Origin of the sequence: Microbacterium sp. NPDC055910 (assembly GCF_042271185.1) — a bacterium.
Lineage (GTDB): Bacteria > Actinomycetota > Actinomycetes > Actinomycetales > Microbacteriaceae > Microbacterium.
In genome coordinates this window covers 1-20,304 of sequence record NZ_JBHJZS010000039.1, presented here as the reverse complement: position 1 = coordinate 20,304, position 20,304 = coordinate 1, and the positions used below count along the sequence as shown (strand labels likewise).

Below are 20,304 nucleotides of genomic sequence, written 5' to 3'. Positions count from 1 at the left end.
ACGTCGCCTCGTAGGCTGTGCGTGTGACCAGGATCATCGCGGGCCGTGCCGGATCGTTCGCCCTGACCGTGCCGGATGCCGGCACCAGGCCGACGAGCGATCGGGTGCGCGAATCCCTCTTCAGCGCCCTCGAGTCGGCAGGTGAGGTGGAGGGCGCCCGCGTGCTCGACCTCTATGCGGGGTCGGGCGCCCTCGGCCTCGAAGCGCTCAGCCGAGAGGCGGCCTCGGTCGACCTCGTCGAGAAGAACCCGCGTGCGGCGACCGTTGTGCAGAAGAACGCGGACCGCGTCGCCGCTGTGGACGGCGTGCAGGGCACCGTGCGCGTGCACCGCACCGCCGCCGCCGGCTACCTGCGCTCCGCGCGCGGGCCGTTCGACCTCGTCTTGATCGATCCGCCCTATGACCTGCCCGTCGACGAGCTCTCGCTCGTGCTCGACCTGCTCGTGCCGCTGCTCGCCCCCGGCGCCACCGTCATCGTCGAACGCGCGACCCGCTCGGGCCCGCCGGACCTGCCGACCGGGCTGGAGGCCGTGCGGGACAAGCGCTACGGCGACACGACGCTGTGGTGGTCGGGCACGTCAGCCGACGTGTGAGTCCCAGTCCCGGTACGGGTCCCAGCCCCCGCGGCCGGCATACGGCCGTCCGCCGACGAGCACGGGTGAGTCGCCTGCCGCAGTGACGCGGCCGATCGCCCGGAACCCCTCGGGAAGAGCGATGTCGCCGGGGAACGTCGCGAGCAGCGCATGGTCTTCGCCGCCGCTCAGCTGCGCCTGATCGAGGGCGCCGTCCAGGTCGATCGTGATGCCGGAGGCCTCCGCGATGCGCGTCGCATCGAGCACGAGGCCGTCCGACACGTCCATCAGCGCCGTCGCACCGGCATCCGCGGCCACGGCGCCGAGGGGCACGGGCGGTGACGGACGCAGCTGCGCCGCGAGGTCGCGCGATTCGTCGGGCGTCAGCGTCGTCGCGTCGACGGGGGCCGGCCGACCCGCGGCATCCCGGAATCGGGAGAACAGCAGGTGCAGACCGCGGCCCGCGAGTCCCAGATCGCCCGCGACGGCGACCGTGTCGCCGGCACGCGCCCCCGACCGCAGCACGGGGGCACGGCCGTCGAGCGAGCCGAGGGCCGTGACGGCGACCGTCAGCGTGTCCGACACGGTCAGATCGCCGCCCTCGACGGCACAGCCGGGCGCGAGCGCGTCGCAGGCGGCTCGCAGCCCCTCGGCGAGCCCGTCGACGAACGACGAGCGTGTGTCATCGGGCATCGCGAGGGCGACCAGCAGCGCCGTCGGGCGCGCGCCCATCGCCGCGATGTCCGAGAGGTTGACGGCGGCGGACTTCCACCCGAGGTCGAATGCACTCGACCAGGCGAGGCGGAAGTCGGGTCCGTGCACGAGGGTGTCGACGCTCGCGACGACCCGCCCGTCGGGCATCGCCAGCACGGCGGCATCGTCGCCGGGCCCGACGAGCGCGTCCGAGGCGCCCAGGCGATCCAGGATGCGGCGCAGGATGGCCCCCTCGCTCAGGTCACCGATGCGGGGGTCGTTCGCTGCTGTCGTCACCCTCCCACGCTAACGCCGACCGGCGCCGGGGCGTCTCAGGGCCGGTTAGCCTGGAGGGGTGCGTGCATCCCGCGTCCTGTCCTCCCTCGTCGCCGCGACGGCTCTCGCCGCTGTCCTTGCGGGGTGCTCGACGACCGTCGCCCTGCAGCCCGCGCCCGATGCCAACGATCCGCTCTGCGCCGAGATCACGGTGCGCCTGCCGGGCTCCGTCGACGGCGAGCAGCGGCGCTGGACCGACGCGCAGGCGACCGGAGCGTGGGGCTCGGACGACACGTCGATCATCCTCGCGTGCGGTGTCACCCCGCCCGGTCCGACCGAAGCCCGCTGCATCACGCTGGGCGGCATCGACTGGGTGGTCGACGAGTCGCAGGCGCCGCGCTATCTCGTGACGACCTACGGCCGCACCCCCGCGATCGAAGTCTTCGTCGACAACGAGGTCGTCTCTTCCAACGCCGTGCTCGATCGACTCGGCCCCATCATCTCGGCGGCGATCCCGGCCGAGCGCGCGTGCATCAACACCAGTGACGCGCTCGAGGGCGCCGAGGACTAAGCGACCGGAGCGAGCGCCGCGTCGATGAGCTCTCCGACGAGCTCGGGGTAGGTCATGCCCGACGCGATCCAGCAGCGCGGGAACATCGAGATCGGCGTGAAGCCGGGCATCGTGTTGACCTCGTTGACGAAGAACTCGGTGCCGGTGAAGAAGAAGTCGACGCGGGAGAGCCCTTCGCCGCCGAGGGCTTCGAACGCCTGCGCGGCGATGCGCTGCATCTCGGCCTGCTCGCCCGGGTGCATGTCGGCGGGACACACGAGCTCCACGCCCGGCGCGCCCAGGTACTTCGCCTCGAAGTCGTAGAAGTCCCGGCCCGTCACGACGATCTCGCCCGGCACGCTGACCCGCGGCTCGGCGCCGTCGCGCCCCGGCAGCACGCCGCACTCGATCTCGCGACCGGACACGGCCTGCTCGACGAGCACGGTGCGGTCTTCGGCGAACGCGACCTCGAGCGCAGCGTCGAGCTCATCCCAGTCGGAGACCTTCGACACGCCCACGCTCGAACCCGCCCGGGCGGGCTTGACGAACACCGGCAGACCGAGCGAGCGGATGCGGCGTTCCCACAGGTCGCGCGCACGGGCGAGGTCGGCGCGGGTCACCGAGACCCAGGGCACGACCGGCACGCCGGCGGCCTTCAGGGCGGACTTCGTCGCGTGCTTGTCCATGCCGATCGCCGACATCAGCACACCGGCGCCGACGTAGGGCAACCCGAGCAGGTCGAGCATGCCCTGCACCGTGCCGTCCTCGCCGAACCGGCCGTGCAGGATCGGGAAGACGACGTCGACCTCTCCGAGCGACCGCGTGCCGCCCGCTTCGGTGACCCTCAGCTCGCGGGTGAGCGTCGAGTCGGGCCACAGGATGCGCGTGCCGTTGTCGACGACCTCGGGCAGGTGCTCGGCATCGAGGGCGAACTTGTCGGGATCGTCGTCTTCGAGGACGAACGCGCCGTCACGAGTGATGCCGATCGGGATGACGCGGAAGCGATCACGATCGATCGCCCGCAGAACGCCCCCCGCCGTCGCGGAACTGATCGAATGCTCGCTGGAGCGTCCGCCAAAGAGCACCGCCACCGCCGGCCTGTCCATTCTGCGTCCTCTCCCCTTGGGGTGTGTCGTCGTCGGTCGTCAGGTGCGGCGCGATGTCGCGCGGGTTCATGGTGCCGTCGAGCACGCGCTTGACCTGCTCGACGATGGGCATCTCGACACCCACCTCACGGGCCAGCTGCAGGATCGGAGCGACCGACGCGAGCCCTTCGGCCGTCTGGTTCATCTGCTTGACGACATCGTCGAAGCGGTAGCCCTGCCCGAGCAGACGCCCCGCCGTGTTGTTGCGGCTGAGGGGTGACTGGCACGTCGCGATGAGGTCGCCGAGGCCCGCGAGACCCTGGAGGGTGTCGGCCTGCGCACCGTAGGCGACGGCGAAGTCCGTCATCTCTACGAGTCCCCGCGTGATGATGGCCGCCTTCGTGTTCTCGCCGTACCCGACGCCGTCGACGATGCCGATCGCGACGGCGATCAGGTTCTTGAGCACTCCCCCGAACTCGGTGCCGATGACGTCGGTGTTCACGAACGTGCGGAAGTAGGGGTTGCGTGCGCAGCGCGCGACGGCTTCGGCGGTCTCCTGGCTCGTCGACGAGATGACCGCCGCCGTCGGCTGCTCGCGCGCGATCTCGAGCGCGAGGTTGGGGCCGGAGGCGACCGCGATTCGGTCGGCGTCGATGTGCAGCTCCTGCTCGATGACCTGGCTCATGCGCAGGCCCGAACGTCGTTCGACGCCCTTCATGAGCGAGACGATGGGCGCGTCGGACTTCGCCACGAGCGGTCGAACGGCCTTGAGGTTCTGTCGCAGCGCCTGGCTGGGGATGGAGAGGTAGACCTGATCGGCGCCGTCGAGCGCGTCGGACAGATGGTGGGTCGCCGACATCGAGCGGGGCAGGTTGACGCCGGGGAGGTACTCGCTGTTGCGCTTGCCCTCCTGGATCTCGTTGGCCAGCTCGGGGCGGCGCGCCCACATCGTCACGTGCGCTCCCCCGTCGGCGAGGATCTTGCCGAAGGTCGTTCCCCAGCTGCCGGCGCCGATGACGGCGACGCGGGGACGTCCTGCACCGTGTCTACGACTCAAGTCGGCCCGTCTCCTTCTGACCGTGATCGGCCGGGTTCCATCGCGTCGCGGGAGCGGGCTCGCCGCGCAGCTCGCCCAGGAGCCCGGCGATCTCACCCATCAGCAGGTCCGTGGCCTGCACGAGAGCGGACTGCTGGTGCTCGCGTCCGCGGAACGCGGTCAGGTCGACGGGGTCGCCGATGATGACCTGCACCCGGCGACGCGGCGGCCACAGTCGCAACTTGCCGTAGCGCGGCATGATCTGCTGCACCCCCCACTGGGCCATGGGAATCAGCGGGATGCCGCCCTCGAGGGCGAGCCGCACCGCACCGGTCTTGCCCCGCATGGGCCACATGTCGGGCTCGCGCGTGAGGGAGCCCTCGGGGTACACGACGACACCGCGCCCGTGCTCGACGAGCTGTTCGGACGCGGCGAGGGTCTGGCGTGCCGTCGAGGCGGACGCCTGCCGGGCGACGGGGATCATTCCCGTGCCGCGCAGCGCCGCGCCGAGCACGGGAACGCGGAACAGGCTCTCCTTCGCCATGAACCGCGGCGCGCGACCGATCTTCCACACGGCGACCGCGACGGCGACGGGGTCGAACTCCGAGTAGTGGTTGGGTGCGAGCACGTACGCTCCCTCGCGGGGAAGCTTCTCGGGATTGCGGATCTCGACCTTCATCAGCACGCCCGCGAGCGGCACGACGATGCTCGCGAGTGCCCAGAACAGGCTGGGACGTCTCTTCTCGGCAGACGCGCGGAGTCGTTGAGGCGCCACCGGCTTATCCCACGACATCGAAGTCGGCGCCGAGCGCGTCGAGCTTCGCGAAGAACTTCTCGTACCCCCGGCGGATGATGCCGACGTTGCGCACGGTCGACTCGCCTTCGGCGGCAAGTGCGGCGATGACATAGCTGTACCCGCCGCGCAGGTCGGGCACCTCGACATCGGCACCGCGCAGAGCCGAGGGCCCCTCGATGACGGCGGCCTGTTCCAGCGCCCGCCGCGGCACGCGGCGCTCGGGGCTGTCGATGCCGTGCGGGTGCACGACGATGTCGGCGCCCATCTGGTTGAGTGCGTGCGTGAAGCCGAGCCGGTTCTCGTACACCGTCTCGTGCACGGTCGAGGTGCCGTGCGCCTGGGTCAGGGCGACGATGAGGGGCTGCTGCCAGTCGGTCATGAACCCGGGATGCACGTCGGTTTCGACCATGACGGGCTTGAGGTCGCCGCCGCGGCGGAACCGGATACCGTCCTCGCGGATGTCGAACCAGCCGCCGGCCTTGCGGAAGACGTTGAGGAACGTCAGCATCTCCTGCTGCTTGGCCCCGCCGACGAAGATGTCCCCGTCGGTCGCGAGGGCGGCACACGCCCAGGATGCCGCCTCGTTGCGGTCGAAGATCGCCCGGTGGTCGTAGCCGTCGAGGCGATCCACACCCTCGATGAAGATGACGCGGTTGGGCTCGTACGAGATGATCGCGCCCATCTTCTGCAGCACGGCGATCAGGTCCATGATCTCGGGCTCGATCGCTGCGTTGCGCAGCTCGGTCGTGCCCTTCGCGCGCACGGCCGTCAGCAGCACCTGCTCGGTTGCGCCGACGCTCGGGTAGGGCAGCACGATGTTCGCGCCGTGCAAGCCGTCGGGGGCGGTGATGCGGATGCCCTCGTAGCTCTTGTCCACGACGGCGCCGAACGCGCGCAGGGCGTCCATGTGGAAGTTGATGGGGCGGTCGCCGATGCGGCATCCGCCCAGATCGGGGATGAGCGCTTCACCCAACAGGTGCAGCAGCGGTCCGCAGAACAGGATCGGGATGCGGGAGGCCCCGGCGTGCGCGTCGATCTCTTCGAAGTGCGCGGCGACGGCGCCCGAGGGATCGAGGTGGATCGTGCCCTCTTCGTCGCCGTCTTCGACGCGCACACCGTGCACCTCGAGGAGCGAGCGGACGACCTGGACGTCGCTGATGTCGGGAACGCCGCGCAGCGTGCTCGTCGTCTCACCGAGGAGTGCTGCGACCATCGCCTTCGTGACGAGGTTCTTCGCGCCCTTCACTTCGACCCGTCCCGAGAGTGGTCGCCCGCCGCGGATCGCGAGGATCTCTCCGGATGCTTCCTTGTTGCCCGCCGGGGCGGAGTCGTTGAGAAGGATCTTCATCCAGTGGACCTCACTTGTGTGTGACGAGGAACGGCAATGTCGTGCGGGTCTGCGCCCTTGTGGGGCGCGTCGCCTGGCTTACGGGACAGGGAGCGTCCGCGGTCGCCATGCCTCGCGGCGAGCCTCGAACTGCGCGATCTTGTCTTCGTTGCGCAGCGTGAGCCCGATGTCGTCGAGCCCTTCGAGAAGCCGCCACCTAGTGTAATCATCGATGTCGAAAGCGACGGTCGAATCACCCACCGTCGCCGTGCGGGCGACGAGATCGACCGTCATCTCGATGCCGGGCTGTGCGTCGAGCGCCGCCCAGATCGTCTCGAGGTCGTCTTCCGAGACGACACCGGTGACGAGTCCCTGCTTGCCGGCGTTGCCGCGGAAGATGTCGGCGAAGCGCGTCGAGAGGACGACGGCGAACCCGAAGTCGCGCAGCGCCCAGACGGCGTGTTCGCGACTGGAGCCGGTGCCGAAGTCCTGACCCGCGACGAGGATCGACGCACCCTGGTAGACGGGCTGGTTCAGGATGAACTCGGGATCCTGCCGCCAGCTCGCGAACAGGGCGTCCTCGAAGCCGGTCTTGGTGACGCGCTTGAGGTACACGGCGGGGATGATCTGGTCGGTGTCGACCGCGGAGCGCTTGAAGGGCACCGCGATGCCGGTGTGGGTGCTGAACTTCTCCACGTCAGAGCTCCGTTCCGATGAGGGCGGGCACGTCGAGGTCGGCAGGGCTTGACAGCGTGCCGCGCACGGCGGTCGCCGCCGCGACGAGCGGCGAGACGAGGTGCGTCCGGCCTCCCTTGCCCTGACGGCCTTCGAAGTTGCGGTTGCTCGTCGATGCGCAGCGTTCGCCGGGCGCGAGCTGATCCGGGTTCATCCCGAGGCACATCGAGCAGCCGGCGAACCGCCACTCGGCCCCGAACTCGGTGAAGATCCTGTCCAGGCCCTCGGCTTCGGCTTCCAGGCGCACGCGCGCCGAGCCTGGCACGACCATGACCCGCACGCCGTCGGCCTTCTTGCGACCCTGCACGATCGACGCGAACTGCCGCAGGTCTTCGATGCGGCTGTTCGTGCACGACCCCATGAACACGGCGTCGACGGGGACCTCTTTGAGGGGCGTGCCCGCCACGAGGTCCATGTACTCCAGGGCACGTTCGGCGGCGGCACGCTCGTTGGCGTCGGCGAAGTCCTCGGGCGAGGGGATCACGTCGCTCAACGACACCCCCTGACCGGGGTTCGTTCCCCAGGTCACGAAGGGCTCGAGCTCGTTCGCGTCGAGGAAGACCTCGGCGTCGTACACGGCGCCCTCGTCCGAGGGCAGAGTGCGCCAGTACGCGACCGCATCCTCCCAGTCCTGACCCTGGGGCGCGTGGGGCTTGTCCTTCACATAGGCGAAGGTCGTCTCGTCGGGCGCCACCATGCCGGCACGCGCGCCGGCTTCGATCGACATGTTGCACATCGTCATGCGCCCCTCCATCGAGAGGGCGCGGACGGCGCTGCCGCGGAACTCCAGGACGTATCCCTGACCGCCGTTGGTGCCGATCTTGGCGATGATGGCGAGGATGATGTCCTTCGCGGTGACACCGGGCTTGAGCTCGCCCTCGACCGTGATCGCCATCGTCTTGAAGGGCTTGAGCGGCAGGGTCTGGGTGGCGAGCACGTGCTCGACCTCGCTCGTGCCGATACCGAAGGCCATCGCGCCGAACGCACCGTGGGTCGAGGTGTGCGAATCACCGCAGACCACCGTGACGCCGGGCATCGTCAATCCGAGCTGCGGACCGACGACGTGCACGATCCCCTGCTCGGCGTCGCCGAGGGAGTGCAGGCGCATGCCGAACTCCTCGGCATTGCGGCGCAGCGTCTCGATCTGGGTGCGGCTGGTCAGGTCGACGATCGGCTTGTCGATGTCGAGCGTCGGGGTGTTGTGGTCCTCGGTCGCGATCGTCAGGTCGAGGCGGCGGACGGGCCGGCCCTCGGCGCGCAGGCCGTCGAAGGCCTGCGGGCTCGTGACTTCGTGCACGAGGTGCAGGTCGATGTAGATGAGGTCCGGCTCGCCGTTCTCGCCCTTGACGACGAGGTGATCGTCCCAGACCTTCTCGGCGAGAGTGCGCGGGCGTTCGGACATGCCCGGAACAGTGGTGCTCATGCTGGTCGTGCTCCTTGAGATGGGGATCAAGCCCGTGACGAACTCCGCGACGAGGGAGGCCTGGAGACTAGGACTCGTCGCGGCCGCTAAGGAGAAGTCGGGCGATCCGCATCGGTGAAGCTTACCACCGGGGGCGTCAGCGGTCGTCGCCGCGGCTCTCGGGCTCGGGCTGTTCGACCGTGGGAGGTGTGCCCTTCTCCTCGGCGACGGCCGCGGCCGCGGCATCCGGAGTCTCCGCGTGACGATCGCGCGCAGACGCCACGAGGCTCGCGATCGTCGCGACCGCCATGGCCGCGATGATGACACCCAGCGACACCCATGTCGAGATCTCGGGAGCCCACTCGATGTGCTCGCCGCCGTTGATGAAGGGCAGCTCGTTGACGTGCATGGCGTGCAGGATGAGCTTGACGCCGATGAAGGCGAGGATGAACGCGATGCCGTAGTGCAGGTACCGCAGACGATCGAGCAGGTCGCCGAGCAGGAAGTAGAGCTGTCGCAGCCCCATCAGGGCGAAGATGTTCGCCGTGAACACGATGAAGGCGCTCTGGGTGATGCCGAAGATCGCGGGGATCGAGTCGACGGCGAACAGCAGGTCCGTCACGCCGATCGCCGCGAAGACGATGATCATGGGCGTCCACATCTTCTTACCGTCGACGACGGTGCGCACCTTGTCGCCGTCGTATTCGTCGGAGATGTCGATCGTGCGGCGCAGAATGCGCACGATGAAGTTCTCGCGCTTGGCCTCGTCGTCGTGGTCGCCGCCGGGGAAGGCCTGCCGCCATGCCGTCCAGATCAGGAACGCGCCGAAGACGTAGAAGATCGGGCTGAAGTTCTCGATGACGGCGGCGCCGACGAGGATGAACAGCCCGCGCAGGATGAGCGCGATGATGATGCCCACCATGAGCACCTTCTGCTGGTAGCGGCGAGGCACCGAGAACTGCGTCATGATCAAGACGAAGACGAAGAGGTTGTCGATCGAGAGGCTGTATTCGGTCAGCCATCCCGCGATGAACTGCCCCGCGTACTCGCCACCGGCGAAGATCCACATCAACAGCGCGAAGATGAGCGCGAGGGTGACGTAGAAGACGACCCACAGGCTCGACTCCTTCGTCGAGGGGATGTGCGGGCGTTTGATGATCAGCAGCAGATCGCCGATGAGGATGAGCGTCAGAACGACGAGCGAGCCGATTTCGAACCAGAGCGGAAGGACGAGGTCCATGCGGGCCTTTCGAGGGAGGGTGCGGCGAAGAACCGAAAGTCTCTCCCCGCGAGCTGATGCTCGCGACGCACACCCGGGGCCACTCTCATCGGGGCCCGTGATGACGGGGGCGCGTTGGCGGGATACTCCCTCTCGCGGGAACAACCCTACCGCCACGCACGGCAACCTGAGACGAACCGCGCGCGGGCGACACTGACATGCTGAGAGATGACGGATGCTTCACGCGCTCGACGGCGCGCGGACCGAAGGACGGGCATGACGATCGACCCCGCACGCAGTGATGCGACGCTCGTGGCGCAGGCCGCGGGCGGGAGCGAGCGTGCCTTCCGCACGCTGTACCGGACGTACGTTCGCCCCGTGTACTGGCTCGCGCACGGGCTGCTGGGCAACGCGGCCGACGCGGAGGACGTGACGCAGGAGACCTTCCTCGTCGCGTGGCGGAAGCTGCCCGGCATGGAGCTCGCGAGCGATTCGCTGCTGCCCTGGCTCGCGACGATCTGCCGGTTCCAGTCGGCCAACCGGATGCGGATGCAGCGCCGGGATCGCGAACGCACGTCGACCGCGGTCGAGGACACATTGCCGTCCACCGTCGACGTCGAGCAGCAGGTGATCGACACCGAGCTCGCGGAGCGGATCCTGCGCGAAGTGGAAGGCCTCAGTCCGCTCGATCAGGACATCTTCCGGCTTTGCGCCGCCGAAGGCTACGCGTACCAGGCGGCGGCCGATGAGCTCGGTGTCGCACACGGCGTCGTCCGCAATCGTCTCTCCCGCATCCGGACGCGCCTCCGGACCGTCGTCAAGGAGAGCACATGAACACGTCACCCATCGACGCCGCCCTGCCGGAGCTCAGCGAGGCACGCATCGACGACATCGAGAACGCCGTCTTCGCCGATATCGCTCGCGAGCGCACCGCCGAGCAGGCGCGCCGCGTGCGTCGTGGGCGCTGGGGCATCGCCGGTGGAGCGGCCGCCGCCGTCGTCGCGATCGCGGCGCTGATCTCACCCGCCGTCGGGGGCATGATCACCGCCACCGGTCAGTCGGGCGCCGACTCCGCCGTGCCGCTTGTCGCACCGGCATCCGATGGCGGAGCGTGGGCCGAGAGCGAGTCGAGCGTCTCGCGCGAAGAGCTTGCCGGCGTCGAACTGACGCCCGAGATGGATGCGGGAGGTCACCTCGACGATGCCCGCGATGTCATCACGACGGCATCTGCGTCGATCGTGGTCTCCGACGTCGCCGAGGCAGCGCGCTCCGTCTCCGACGCCGCCGTCGACCGCGGCGGCTACGTCGAGTCGATGAATGTCGGCACGACGGGCCGGACGATGACGGTAGACCCCGCGACGGGCTTCGTTCACGAGCCCTATCCCCCCGTCCCGGTCGACGGCGCCTGGGTCACCGTGCGGGTACCCGCCGGCGAGCTGACAGCGCTCGTCGACGAGCTGGCGGAATTCGGCGACGTGACGGCGTCGTCCGTGCAGCGTCAGGACGTCACGGAACAGTCCGTCGACCTGTCCGCACGCATCGATGCGGCTCGGGCCTCCGTCACCCGGCTCACCGAACTGATGGCGCTGGCGGGCGACCTGTCCGACCTCATCGCCGCCGAGTCGGCTCTCGCCGAGCGCCAGTCCGAGCTGGAATCCCTCGAGCAGCAGCTCGAGCTGCTCACGGACCAGGTGTCGCTGTCGTCGCTCACGGTCTCGCTGTCGCCGGTTACCCCCGTCGTCGAGGCCGACCCTGCGGGATTCGGCGACGGCCTCGCCGCCGGCTGGAACGGACTCGTCGCGACGCTCAACGGCATCGTCATCGCGCTGGGGTTCCTTCTCCCCTGGCTCGCCGTGGTCGGCGTCGCGGGCGCTGTCGTGTGGGCGGTCGTGCGGTCCGTGCGACGGCGCAGAGCCGCGCGGGCCGGCTGACCGCCGCCGCACGTGCCGCCGAGTTCGGAGATCGCCGCTGAGTTCGGAGATCCGCGCCGAGTTCGGAGATCCGCGCCGAGTTCGGAGCCTCGACCTGGACAGGTCCGAGCTTCGCGTGAAACTCCGAGCTTCGCGTGTAACTCCGAGCTTCGCGTGACACTCCGAGCCGCGCCGGCCGCCCCGCCTGCGGTTCTCACCCGGTCCGGGCGTTAACAGAGAAGGCCCGTCCTTACGGACGAGCCTTTTCTTGTTGGTGACCCCAGCGGGATTCGAACCCGCGTTACCGCCGTGAGAGGGCGGCGTACTAGGCCGCTATACGATGGGGCCGTTCGCGACAACCGTTCAATTGTGCCATGCCGCGGGCGCTGTTCCAAATCGGGGCGGGAGTGGCCTCGGGCCTTGCCGCGCGAGGCCCCGGCCGCTTGACTCGAGGCATGCGAGTGACCAAATTCGAGCACGCCGCGCTGCGGATCGACAAGGCCGACGGCACCCTCCTCATCGACCCGGGATCGTTCACGCTCCCCCTCGATGACCTGTCGAAAGTCGTGGCCGTCGTGCTGACGCACGAGCACCCCGACCACTGGACGAGCGAACACCTCGACCGGGCGCGCGCCGTCCACCCTGACGTGCCGATCTACGGCCCCGAGGGCGTCGCCAAGGCCGCGCCCGCATACGGGATCATCGTGGTCGAGCCCGGCGACACGGTCTCGGTGGCCCCTTTCGAGCTGCGGTTCTTCGGCGGCACGCACGCCGTCATCCACGACTCGATCCCGGTCATCGACAACGTGGGCGTGCTCGTCGACGACGCGTTCTACTACCCCGGCGACTCGTACTCCGTGCCGAAGGGCGTCGACGTCGAACTGCTGGCCGCTCCGCTCGGCGCTCCGTGGCTCAAGATCGGCGAAGCGATGGACTTCGTGGTCGCCGTCGCGCCGCGGCGCGCGTTCGGAACGCACGATATGACGCTGTCGGTCGCCGGCCGCGACATGCACCGCGCGCGTCTCGCGTGGGCGACCGAGCAGAACGGGGGAACCTTCCTCACGCTCGATCCGGGCGAGTCTACGGAGATCTGAGGCACTCGCCCAACGACAACGACGGATGCCGCGGCGGCTTCGACCCGCGGCATCCGTCGTTCGCTGTCGTAGAGACTACTCCGCGTCGAGATCGGTTTCGAGGAGGGCGACGAGTTCGTCCAGCGCCTGCTCGGCACCGTCACCCTCGGCCTTCAGCGTCACGACCGTCCCCTGCGATGCGCCCAGGCCCATGAGCGAGAGGATGCTGCCGGCGTTGAGATCCTTGCCGCCTTCGACGGCGATCGTGACGGGGATCTTCTTCTCCTGGACCGCCTGCACGAAGAGCTTCGCGGGACGCGCATGCAACCCGGAGCTGCTCGCGATGGTCGCCTGACGTTCTGCCATGGTCTCCCTCTCGTCGGAACTCATGCGGCCACAGCCGCGGCAGCCGAGGTCTCGGCCTGTTCGAGGCTCGTGCGGCCGACCCACTTCTTGAGCGCGACCACGACGAGCGCACTCACGACGGTACCGGCAACCAGCGCGACCAGGAATCCCCAGATGGGGCTGATCGCGAAGAGCACCCACACCCCGCCGTGCGGAGCCAGGGACTGCACGCCGAACGCCATCGTGAGGGCGCCCGTGACGGCGCCGCCCACCATCGAGGCGGGGATGACGCGCAGCGGGTCGGCGGCGGCGAACGGGATCGCGCCCTCGCTGATGAACGACGCGCCCAGCAGCCAGGCGGCGACGCCGTTCTCGCGCTCGACCGGGGTGAAGGACGACCGCGCGAGGACCGTCGAGGCGAGCGCCATCGCCAGCGGCGGCACCATTCCCGCTGTCATGACCGCGGCCATGATGAGGTACGGCGTGGGGTTGTCGGGCGAGCCCGCTCCCAGCCCCGCGACGGCGAAGGCGTAGGCCACCTTGTTGACCGGGCCGCCGAGATCGAAGCACATCATGAGCCCCAGGATGACCCCGACGATGATGATGCCCGCACCGCCGGCGAGGTTGGTGAGCCCGTCGTTCATGAGCTCCATGAGCGCCGCGATCGGGCGCCCCAGCAACAGGATCATCAGACCGGATGCCACGATCGAAGCCAGCAGCGGAATGATGACCACCGGCATGAGACCGCGCAGCCAGCGGGGCGCATCGAGGCGTCCCAGCCACCATGCGACGACACCGGCGAGGAGTCCGCCGATGATGCCGCCGATGAAGCCGGCGCTCATGAGCACCGCGACGGCGCCCGCGACGAAGCCGGGCGCGATGCCGGGGCGGTCGGCGATCGCGAAGGCGATGTAGCCGGCGAGAGCCGACACGAGGAAGCCCATCGAGACGTTGCCGATCATGAACGCGACCGAGCCGAGGTACTGCCCGAGCGGGCCGAACGGTGAGGTGATGTCGCCGGTCGGGAGGTTCCACAGCGCGTTCTCGGTGATGACCGTCGCGGCGTTCGCCGTCACCTCGAATCCGCCGATCGCGAAGCCGAGCGCGATCAGCAGGCCGCCGCCCGCGACGAACGGGATCATGTAGCTGACGCCCGTGAGCAGGATGCGCTGGATCTTCGCGCCCCACGACAGGTTCGCCGTCGAGGTGCTCGAGGTCGCGGTGCTGCCAGCCGCGACGCGCGCCGCCGACGGGTCCTTCGCTGCTGCGACGGCCTCCGTGATCATCGCCGCGGGCTGCTCGATCCCCCGTTTCACTCCGGAGCGGACGACGGGCTTGCCCGCGAAGCGGCCGATCTCGCGGACGTCGACGTCGTTGGCGAAGATGACGGCGTCCGCGTCGTCGATGAGCTGCTGGTCGAGCGCCTTGTAGCCGCTCGACCCCTGGGGCTCGACGACGAGGTCGACCCCCGCCTTCTTGCCGGCGGCGGTGAGCGCGTCGGCGGCCATGAACGTGTGGGCGATGCCGGTCGCACACGAAGTGACGGCGACGATGCGGGCGGGGCGTCCCTCGATCTGGAGCTCGTCGTCGGCAGAGACCGCCGCCGCGGGTGCGTCGGGGGCAGCGGCCGCGGGCGCGGCATCCGCTTCGCCGATCGCGACGCGCACGATCTCGACGACGTCGTCGTTCGTCTTGGCCGCGCGCAGACCCGCCGTGAACTCGTCCTGCATGAGGCTGCGCGCGAGCTTCGAGAGCACTGCGAGGTGCGCCTCCGCCGCACCCTCGGGCGCGGCGATGAGGAAGACGAGATCCGCTGCACCATCGGGCGCCCCGAAGTCGACTCCGGGATCCAGCCGAGCGAAGGCGAGGGACGGCGTGGTGACGGCGGCGCTCTTGGCGTGCGGGATCGCGATGCCGCCCGGCAGACCCGTCTCGTCCTTCTCTTCGCGTGCCCACGCGTCGGCGAACAGCGCCTCGGCGTCGGTCGCCCTGCCTTCGGCGGCGACGCGCGCCGCGAGGGAGCGGATGACGGCGGCCTTGTCTGGCCCCAGCTCGACATCGAGACTGACCAGTGCGGGGGTGATGGTGTCGGACACAGTGACCTCCAGGATGGGTTCTGCTTAGGGGATGCGCGTGGTGGGGATGTCGTCGTCGCCGAGGTCGGCGGGCGTCGGCACTTGGGTCCCCGGCAGGGATGCCGCGGCGGAGCCGTAGCGGATGGCGCCGGCGAGGGCGTCGGATGCGTCCGCCCCGGCGCTCTCCGCGAGCAGGAAGCCGGCCAGTGAGCTGTCGCCGGCGCCGACGGTGCTCTGCACGCGGACCCGCGGTGCCGCCGCCGCCCACGCGCCATCGGCGTCGATGTAGGCCGCGCCGGCCGAGCCGAGGGTGACGAGGGCCGATCGCACACGGGCGGGGACGATCGTCCGCGCGACGTCGACGACGGTCGCCGCGAGGTCACCGTCGGGCAACGCGACCGACGCCAGCTCGGCGAGCTCTTCGTCGTTGGGTTTGATGAGATCCGGATGCCCCGACGCGACGACGGCGTGCAGAGCAGGCCCGGAGGTGTCGACCGCGATGCGCGGGGACCCGTCGCCGTGCGCGCTGCGCACGGCGCGGATCACGTCGACGTAGAAGTCGTCGCCGACACCCGGCGGCAAAGACCCCGCGAGCACGAGCCACCGCGCCCCCGCGGTGGCTTCGACCGTCGCGTCGACGATCGCCCGGGCATCCGCGTCGGCGAGGGCGGCACCGACGAGGTTGAGCTTGGTCGTCTGCCCGGAAGGATCCGTGATCGCGATGTTGGCGCGCGCGGCGCCGTCGATCGGCACGGTCCGCGCCGGCACACCGGACGCCCTCAGGGCCGAGCCGAAGGGATCGCCGTCGGCGAGAGGCAGCACGGCGAGCGTCTCGGCACCGGCTGCCGCGACGACTCGCGCCACGTTGATGCCTTTGCCCCCGGCATCCTCTCTCTGCCGAAGCGCCTGCTGGACCTCGCCCGGCCGCAGCGGTGCCGGGAGCACGATCGTGCGGTCGAGCGACGGATTGACCGTCAAGGTCACGATCATGTGAGCCACACCTCCACGTCGGCCTCCGCAAGAGCTGCGGCGAGCGGCTCTTCGGGGGCGGCATCGGTCACGAGCACGTCGATCTCGGACAGATCCGCGAACGAGACGAGCAGTTCGCGGTCGAGCTTCTCGGCATCGGTCACGACGACGACACGGCGCGCGGCGCGGACGATCGCCGACTTGACGGCGGCCTCTTCGGGATCCGGCGTGCTGAACCCGAACCCCGCGGACACGCCGTTGGTGCCGACGAAGGCGACATCCGGGCGCAGACTCTCGATCGCACGGACGGTCCCCGAGCCGACGGCGGCGGCCGTGAGCCCTCGCAGCCGCCCGCCGATGAGGGTGAGCGCGACGTTCGAAACGCTCGCGATCGTGTGGGCGATCGGAAGTGCGTGCGTGACGACGTCGATCGGCGCGCCGGGCAGGCGCGTAGCGAGCTCTGCAGCCACAGCGGCGGTCGTCGATCCGGCATCGAAGAAGATCGACCCGCGGAACCCCGGCGCGACGGCGTCCAGCGCGCGACTCGCGATCGCCGCCTTCGCGGACGCGTGCCGTCTGCGCCGGTCGGCCAGCGACGGCTCGACGGTGCTGGCACCGTCGACGGGCACGGCGCCGCCGTGCACGCGACGGAGCGCACCGGCTTCTTCGAGCAGCCCCAGGTCACGGCGCACCGTCTCGGTCGTGACCTCGAATCGACGGGCGAGGTCCACGACCCGGACACGCCCCTCTTGCGCGATGAGCCGCTCGATGAGCGCATGACGTTCGGTCGCGTACATGTGGGTCTCCCGGGAAACTTTCCCACACAGTACAACTTAGTCCCACATAAAACAAGATCTCCGGTGATCCAGAGGGCTACGAGAAGACGGCGAGGCCGTACAGCACGAAGACCATGAGATGCGCACCGCCGTGGAGGGCCGTCGTCTTCCTGCCGAGGAACGACGTGGCCGACAGCATCACCGTGATCGCGAGCAGCGCGAGATCGACCGGACTCTCGGCGAGCACCACGATCTGTCCGGTCAGCAGGCCGATCGCGAGGACGGCGGGGATCGTCACGCCGACCGTCGAGACGAGAGCGCCGTGGCAGAGATTGCTCACCCGCTGGATCTCGCCGATGTACGCGGCGCTGATCGTCGTGATCGTCTCGGGCAGGAACACGATCATCGCGATCAGGATGCCCGAGAGCGCGACGGGCGCGCCGAGGCGGCCGAGTCCTTCGTCGAGCAATGAGGCCATGTCGTGCGACAGCAGGACGATGGGAACCACCGTGAGAACGAGCACGAGCGTGCGTGCGAGCACCTCGACGCGGTGCGTCTTCAGGATCGCGCGGATATCGGCGCGCGGTTTGTCCGGTGACGACACGGATGCCGCGGGGTCCGGCGCGTCGAGCACTTCGCGGAAGTCGTCGCGCTGCGCCCCCATCTGCCGCCACAGGAAGAAGACGTACAGCGCGACGGTCAGCAGGAGGATGAGGACCGCCTGTCCAGACGTGTACGCCCCGTCGACCCCGATGAGAGCGGGCAAAGCGAACGCCGTCGTGAGCAGCACGATCAGCAGCGACAGATACGACGACACCCCCGTGCGATTCGGCCGAAGCCCGCCATGACGGATGCCGCCCACCACCAGCGCGACGCCGACGACGAGGTTGAGGATGATCATCGACACGGCCATCACCGAGTCGCGCGCGATCGTCGGGTGCTCCCCCGGCCCCAGCATGACGGCCGAGATGAGGATGACCTCGATGACGACGATCGACAGCGTGAGGATGAGGGTGCCGTAGGGATCGCCGAGCCTGCGGGCCAGGTGCTCCGCCTGGGCGACGACGCCGAACGCGCATACGACGATGACCGCGATGATCCCCGCGAGCAGCGCAAACAGCGTCGGAGTCGAGAGATGGCTCTGCAGAACCGGGCGCAGCAGCACCAGAACCCCGAAAGCGATCCAGCCCAGCAGCAGCTGGAGGATGGCGGCCGGCGTGAGGATCGCACGGAGATGGGAGATGACCTGCATGGATCACTGCCTCGTCTGCGGGCCGTCCCGACGAAAGTCCTGACGAACGGGTCGTCCCGCTCGATGCCTTCGACGAATCCTATCGCGCCGGTGCTCTTCACTCCGCGGACGCGATCGATCAGGATCGGAGAAGCAGACGCGCGACACCGACCGTACTGTGCTGTGCAGACACCATCCTTCCGACGGGAGAACAGCCATGAGCAAGACGAACGGATTCACTGACGACGAGCGGGCGGCGATGAAGCAGCGCGCCGAGGAGCTTCGCTCGACGAAGGGCCTGAAGGGAGCTGCGAAGCGCGCGCGGGAGCTCGAGGCGTGCGTCGAGGCGATCGATGCGCTCGAGGGCACCGACAAGCAGATCGCGGTGGCCCTCAACGCGATCGTCATGGAAGAAGCGTCCCACCTCGACCCCAAGACGATGTACGGCTTCCCCTCGTATGCGCGCGACGGCAAGGTCGTCGTGTTCTACCAGCCGGCATCCAAATTCGACACTCGCTACGGCACCATCTCGTTCGACGAGGCGGCCAACATCGACGACGGCGAGATGTGGGCGACGTCGTTCGCGGTGCTGGAGATGACCCCCGCGGTCGAGAAGAAGATCCGCGCGCTCGTGAAGAAGGCGGTCAGCGACTAAGAGCGTGCACGATCGCGCCGAGCAGTGACGACGGCGCGCCCACCGGATGCACGGTGGTCGCGCCGTCGTCTCCGTTGATCGAGTCCGCCTCAGCCTCCGTACGGGCCGTACTCGACGGTCAGCGGTTCGGTGAAGCTCGCGCCGTCGCGCTCGCCCGTCGAGGTGACGGTGAGAGCACCGGCGGGCACCGACGCCGCCCTCGTGTTGAGAGAGACCGACACCGTCGCGCCGGGTCCGACGTTCGTGAACGTCTTCGACCCGAACGCGGCATCGACCTTCACCGTCACGGCGACATCCGACGGGTTGTCCACCGCGACCGACAGGTACGCGTTCGATCCGAGCGTGCGCGGCGTGACCGTGACCCGCGGGGCGTCAGGACCGGTCCCCTGCACCTGCTCGCCGTCGTAGTGCAGACGGCCCGTCTCGTCCTTGCTCCACTTCGAGAACCACTGCTCCCAGACATCCCACATCGTGTCCACCGACACGTTGTGGTCGCGCCCCGCCGTGAAGCCGTACATGTAGAGCGGAATGCCCTGGGCGTTCTCCCACCGCTGCAGCGTCGTGCGCTGGAGTTGTCCGACCCCGGTCTGCGTCGAGTCGGACGCATCCACGTGTCCGACGTGGTTGCGGTTGATCCAGTACGAGGCGACGTTGCGCACGCTGCCGGGTGCCGACAGGTAGGGGTTCCACAGGTCGATCTCGCCCATGTTCAAGAACATCGGCACGATCGAGTTCCCGGCATCCGGCGTCGGGTTCGAGGACCCGCCGTTGCCGGCGATGGCGGTGAAGTACTCCGGCATCCGGTAGGCCATGCCGTGCGTGAACATCGAGCCGTTCGAGTGGCCGATCGCGAACCGGCGGCCCGGGTCGGTGTTGTAGTCCTCGTCGATGACGGCGGTCAGCTTCTTGATGAACTCGTAGTCGTCGGCCTGCCGCTCGAGGCCGGTGTTGTTCTGGTTCCAGCCCAACGTGAGCGACGACTGGTACTGGGCACACGGTACGACGACGGTGAAGCCGTACTCATCGGCGATCTCCCACCACCGCGTGGCGTCGAAGAAGAGGGTGCATGGCTGGGTGGAACCGGCATGGACGTAGACGACGGGCGCGCCGCCTTCGGCCGCAGCCGCCTGCTCGTTCTCATAGACGACGTACTGGCGCTTCCACACCTGCCCATCGTCTTCCGTGACGATCAGGTTCTTGACGTCGACGCCGAGCTCTTCGTAATCAGGACGAGTGCCGAGCACGTTCCCGTAGATCGACGTGTTGTCGTAGCGCGTGTACGACGTCAGGAACTGCGCAATCCGCTGCGTGAGCTCGTGATCGTCGACCGCGACGTCGCCTTCCCGCACCGCGACCTGCGACACCCGCTCGCTGTAGGCGGTCGGGAAGCGGTCGGAGTCTGCCTTCTGGCGGAAGGACTGGCCGTATGCGCTGGCGGCGGCGTCGGCGACGACGTCGTTCGCGTGCTTCCAGTACGAGACCGACGAGCCTGTCAAATGGTCTGTGTAAGGGGTGAGGCTTCACCCTGAAGGAGACACTGATGACTATGAATGCTGTTAGCCCGGAGCGCGAGGAACGT

20 protein-coding genes and 1 tRNA gene are annotated in these 20,304 nt (G+C 69.0%); 6 read left to right on the top strand and 15 right to left on the bottom strand.

The features are described 5' to 3' along the window. The first annotated feature begins 23 nt into the window (after positions 1-23). Positions 24-593 carry a 16S rRNA (guanine(966)-N(2))-methyltransferase RsmD gene (gene rsmD / locus ACFC3F_RS13455; protein WP_376130628.1) on the top strand — a complete coding sequence of 190 codons (570 nt, stop codon included), beginning with the start codon at positions 24-26 and terminating at the stop codon, positions 591-593. On the opposite strand, the gene thiL is transcribed toward rsmD, so the two are convergent. Further along, positions 579-1,562 carry a thiamine-phosphate kinase gene (gene thiL, locus ACFC3F_RS13450; RefSeq protein ID WP_376130625.1) on the bottom strand — a complete coding sequence of 328 codons (984 nt, stop codon included), beginning with the start codon at positions 1,560-1,562 and terminating at the stop codon, positions 579-581. The two genes, rsmD and thiL, sit on opposite strands and share 15 nt — an antisense overlap. A 58-nt stretch (positions 1,563-1,620) precedes the next feature. Here thiL and ACFC3F_RS13445 point away from each other — a divergent pair, with 58 nt between their 5' ends. Further along, positions 1,621-2,112 carry a DUF3515 family protein gene (locus ACFC3F_RS13445; protein ID WP_376130622.1) on the top strand — a complete coding sequence of 164 codons (492 nt, stop codon included), beginning with the start codon at positions 1,621-1,623 and terminating at the stop codon, positions 2,110-2,112. Here ACFC3F_RS13445 and ACFC3F_RS13440 read toward each other — a convergent pair. The 7 genes from ACFC3F_RS13440 to ACFC3F_RS13410 all read right to left on the bottom strand — a co-directional run bounded on the left by ACFC3F_RS13440 (position 2,109) and on the right by ACFC3F_RS13410 (position 9,712). Next, positions 2,109-3,197, bottom strand: coding sequence for a D-alanine--D-alanine ligase family protein (locus tag ACFC3F_RS13440; RefSeq protein ID WP_376130619.1), 1,089 nt, complete (start codon positions 3,195-3,197; stop codon positions 2,109-2,111). The genes ACFC3F_RS13445 and ACFC3F_RS13440 overlap by 4 nt on opposite strands. Further along, positions 3,097-4,233, bottom strand: coding sequence for an NAD(P)H-dependent glycerol-3-phosphate dehydrogenase (locus ACFC3F_RS13435; RefSeq protein ID WP_376130616.1), 1,137 nt, complete (start codon positions 4,231-4,233; stop codon positions 3,097-3,099). Before ACFC3F_RS13435 ends, ACFC3F_RS13440 begins: the two co-directional genes overlap by 101 nt. Then, on the bottom strand, positions 4,223-5,005 hold the full coding sequence (locus ACFC3F_RS13430; protein ID WP_376130613.1) for a lysophospholipid acyltransferase family protein: 783 nt from the start codon (positions 5,003-5,005) through the stop codon (positions 4,223-4,225). The genes ACFC3F_RS13435 and ACFC3F_RS13430 overlap by 11 nt, the downstream gene beginning before the upstream one ends. Next, complete coding sequence (gene murA / locus ACFC3F_RS13425; protein WP_376130610.1) at positions 4,992-6,356, bottom strand: UDP-N-acetylglucosamine 1-carboxyvinyltransferase; 1,365 nt, start codon at positions 6,354-6,356, stop codon at positions 4,992-4,994. Before murA ends, ACFC3F_RS13430 begins: the two co-directional genes overlap by 14 nt. A 78-nt stretch (positions 6,357-6,434) precedes the next feature. Continuing rightward, positions 6,435-7,031, bottom strand: coding sequence for a 3-isopropylmalate dehydratase small subunit (gene leuD / locus ACFC3F_RS13420; protein ID WP_376130607.1), 597 nt, complete (start codon positions 7,029-7,031; stop codon positions 6,435-6,437). A 1-nt stretch (position 7,032) separates the two neighbouring features. Next, positions 7,033-8,493 carry a 3-isopropylmalate dehydratase large subunit gene (leuC, locus tag ACFC3F_RS13415; protein WP_376130604.1) on the bottom strand — a complete coding sequence of 487 codons (1,461 nt, stop codon included), beginning with the start codon at positions 8,491-8,493 and terminating at the stop codon, positions 7,033-7,035. A gap of 136 nt (positions 8,494-8,629) precedes the next feature. Continuing rightward, complete coding sequence (locus ACFC3F_RS13410; RefSeq protein ID WP_376130601.1) at positions 8,630-9,712, bottom strand: TerC family protein; 1,083 nt, start codon at positions 9,710-9,712, stop codon at positions 8,630-8,632. 255 nt (positions 9,713-9,967) lie between these two features. On the opposite strand from ACFC3F_RS13410, the gene ACFC3F_RS13405 reads away from it, so the two are divergent. Both ACFC3F_RS13405 and ACFC3F_RS13400 read left to right on the top strand, forming a co-directional pair. Beyond that, positions 9,968-10,525, top strand: coding sequence for an RNA polymerase sigma factor (locus tag ACFC3F_RS13405; protein ID WP_376130599.1), 558 nt, complete (start codon positions 9,968-9,970; stop codon positions 10,523-10,525). Continuing rightward, positions 10,522-11,622 carry a DUF4349 domain-containing protein gene (locus ACFC3F_RS13400; RefSeq protein WP_376130596.1) on the top strand — a complete coding sequence of 367 codons (1,101 nt, stop codon included), beginning with the start codon at positions 10,522-10,524 and terminating at the stop codon, positions 11,620-11,622. Before ACFC3F_RS13405 ends, ACFC3F_RS13400 begins: the two co-directional genes overlap by 4 nt. Before the next feature lie 251 nt (positions 11,623-11,873). Here ACFC3F_RS13400 and ACFC3F_RS13395 read toward each other — a convergent pair. Beyond that, positions 11,874-11,949, bottom strand: a tRNA-Glu gene (locus tag ACFC3F_RS13395). Positions 11,950-12,056: 107 nt separating this feature from the next. Between ACFC3F_RS13395 and ACFC3F_RS13390 the strand changes: the two genes are divergently transcribed. Further along, complete coding sequence (locus tag ACFC3F_RS13390) at positions 12,057-12,695, top strand: MBL fold metallo-hydrolase (protein ID WP_376130593.1); 639 nt, start codon at positions 12,057-12,059, stop codon at positions 12,693-12,695. A 75-nt stretch (positions 12,696-12,770) separates the two neighbouring features. Here ACFC3F_RS13390 and ACFC3F_RS13385 read toward each other — a convergent pair whose 3' ends face one another. From ACFC3F_RS13385 to ACFC3F_RS13365, 5 genes are all read right to left on the bottom strand, one after another. Beyond that, positions 12,771-13,040 (bottom strand): HPr family phosphocarrier protein, encoded by a 270-nt coding sequence (locus ACFC3F_RS13385; protein WP_376130590.1) that lies wholly within the window; start codon positions 13,038-13,040, stop codon positions 12,771-12,773. A 20-nt stretch (positions 13,041-13,060) separates the two neighbouring features. Then, positions 13,061-15,115 carry a fructose-specific PTS transporter subunit EIIC gene (locus ACFC3F_RS13380; protein ID WP_376130587.1) on the bottom strand — a complete coding sequence of 685 codons (2,055 nt, stop codon included), beginning with the start codon at positions 15,113-15,115 and terminating at the stop codon, positions 13,061-13,063. A gap of 24 nt (positions 15,116-15,139) precedes the next feature. Continuing rightward, complete coding sequence (locus tag ACFC3F_RS13375) at positions 15,140-16,084, bottom strand: hexose kinase (RefSeq protein ID WP_376130584.1); 945 nt, start codon at positions 16,082-16,084, stop codon at positions 15,140-15,142. Next, positions 16,081-16,860 (bottom strand): DeoR/GlpR family DNA-binding transcription regulator, encoded by a 780-nt coding sequence (locus ACFC3F_RS13370; protein ID WP_376130581.1) that lies wholly within the window; start codon positions 16,858-16,860, stop codon positions 16,081-16,083. Before ACFC3F_RS13370 ends, ACFC3F_RS13375 begins: the two co-directional genes overlap by 4 nt. 76 nt (positions 16,861-16,936) lie before the next feature. Then, the gene (locus ACFC3F_RS13365; RefSeq protein WP_376130578.1) at positions 16,937-18,091 is read right to left on the bottom strand and encodes a calcium:proton antiporter; all 1,155 of its coding nucleotides are present in this window, start codon (positions 18,089-18,091) and stop codon (positions 16,937-16,939) included. A gap of 196 nt (positions 18,092-18,287) precedes the next feature. On the opposite strand from ACFC3F_RS13365, the gene ACFC3F_RS13360 reads away from it, so the two are divergent. Beyond that, positions 18,288-18,725 carry a hypothetical protein gene (locus ACFC3F_RS13360; RefSeq protein WP_376130576.1) on the top strand — a complete coding sequence of 146 codons (438 nt, stop codon included), beginning with the start codon at positions 18,288-18,290 and terminating at the stop codon, positions 18,723-18,725. 89 nt (positions 18,726-18,814) lie between these two features. Here ACFC3F_RS13360 and ACFC3F_RS13355 read toward each other — a convergent pair whose 3' ends face one another. Further along, positions 18,815-20,221: an alpha/beta hydrolase-fold protein gene (locus tag ACFC3F_RS13355; RefSeq protein ID WP_376130573.1), complete on the bottom strand. Its 1,407-nt coding sequence runs from the start codon at positions 20,219-20,221 to the stop codon at positions 18,815-18,817. Between the last annotated feature and the right edge of the window lie 83 nt (positions 20,222-20,304).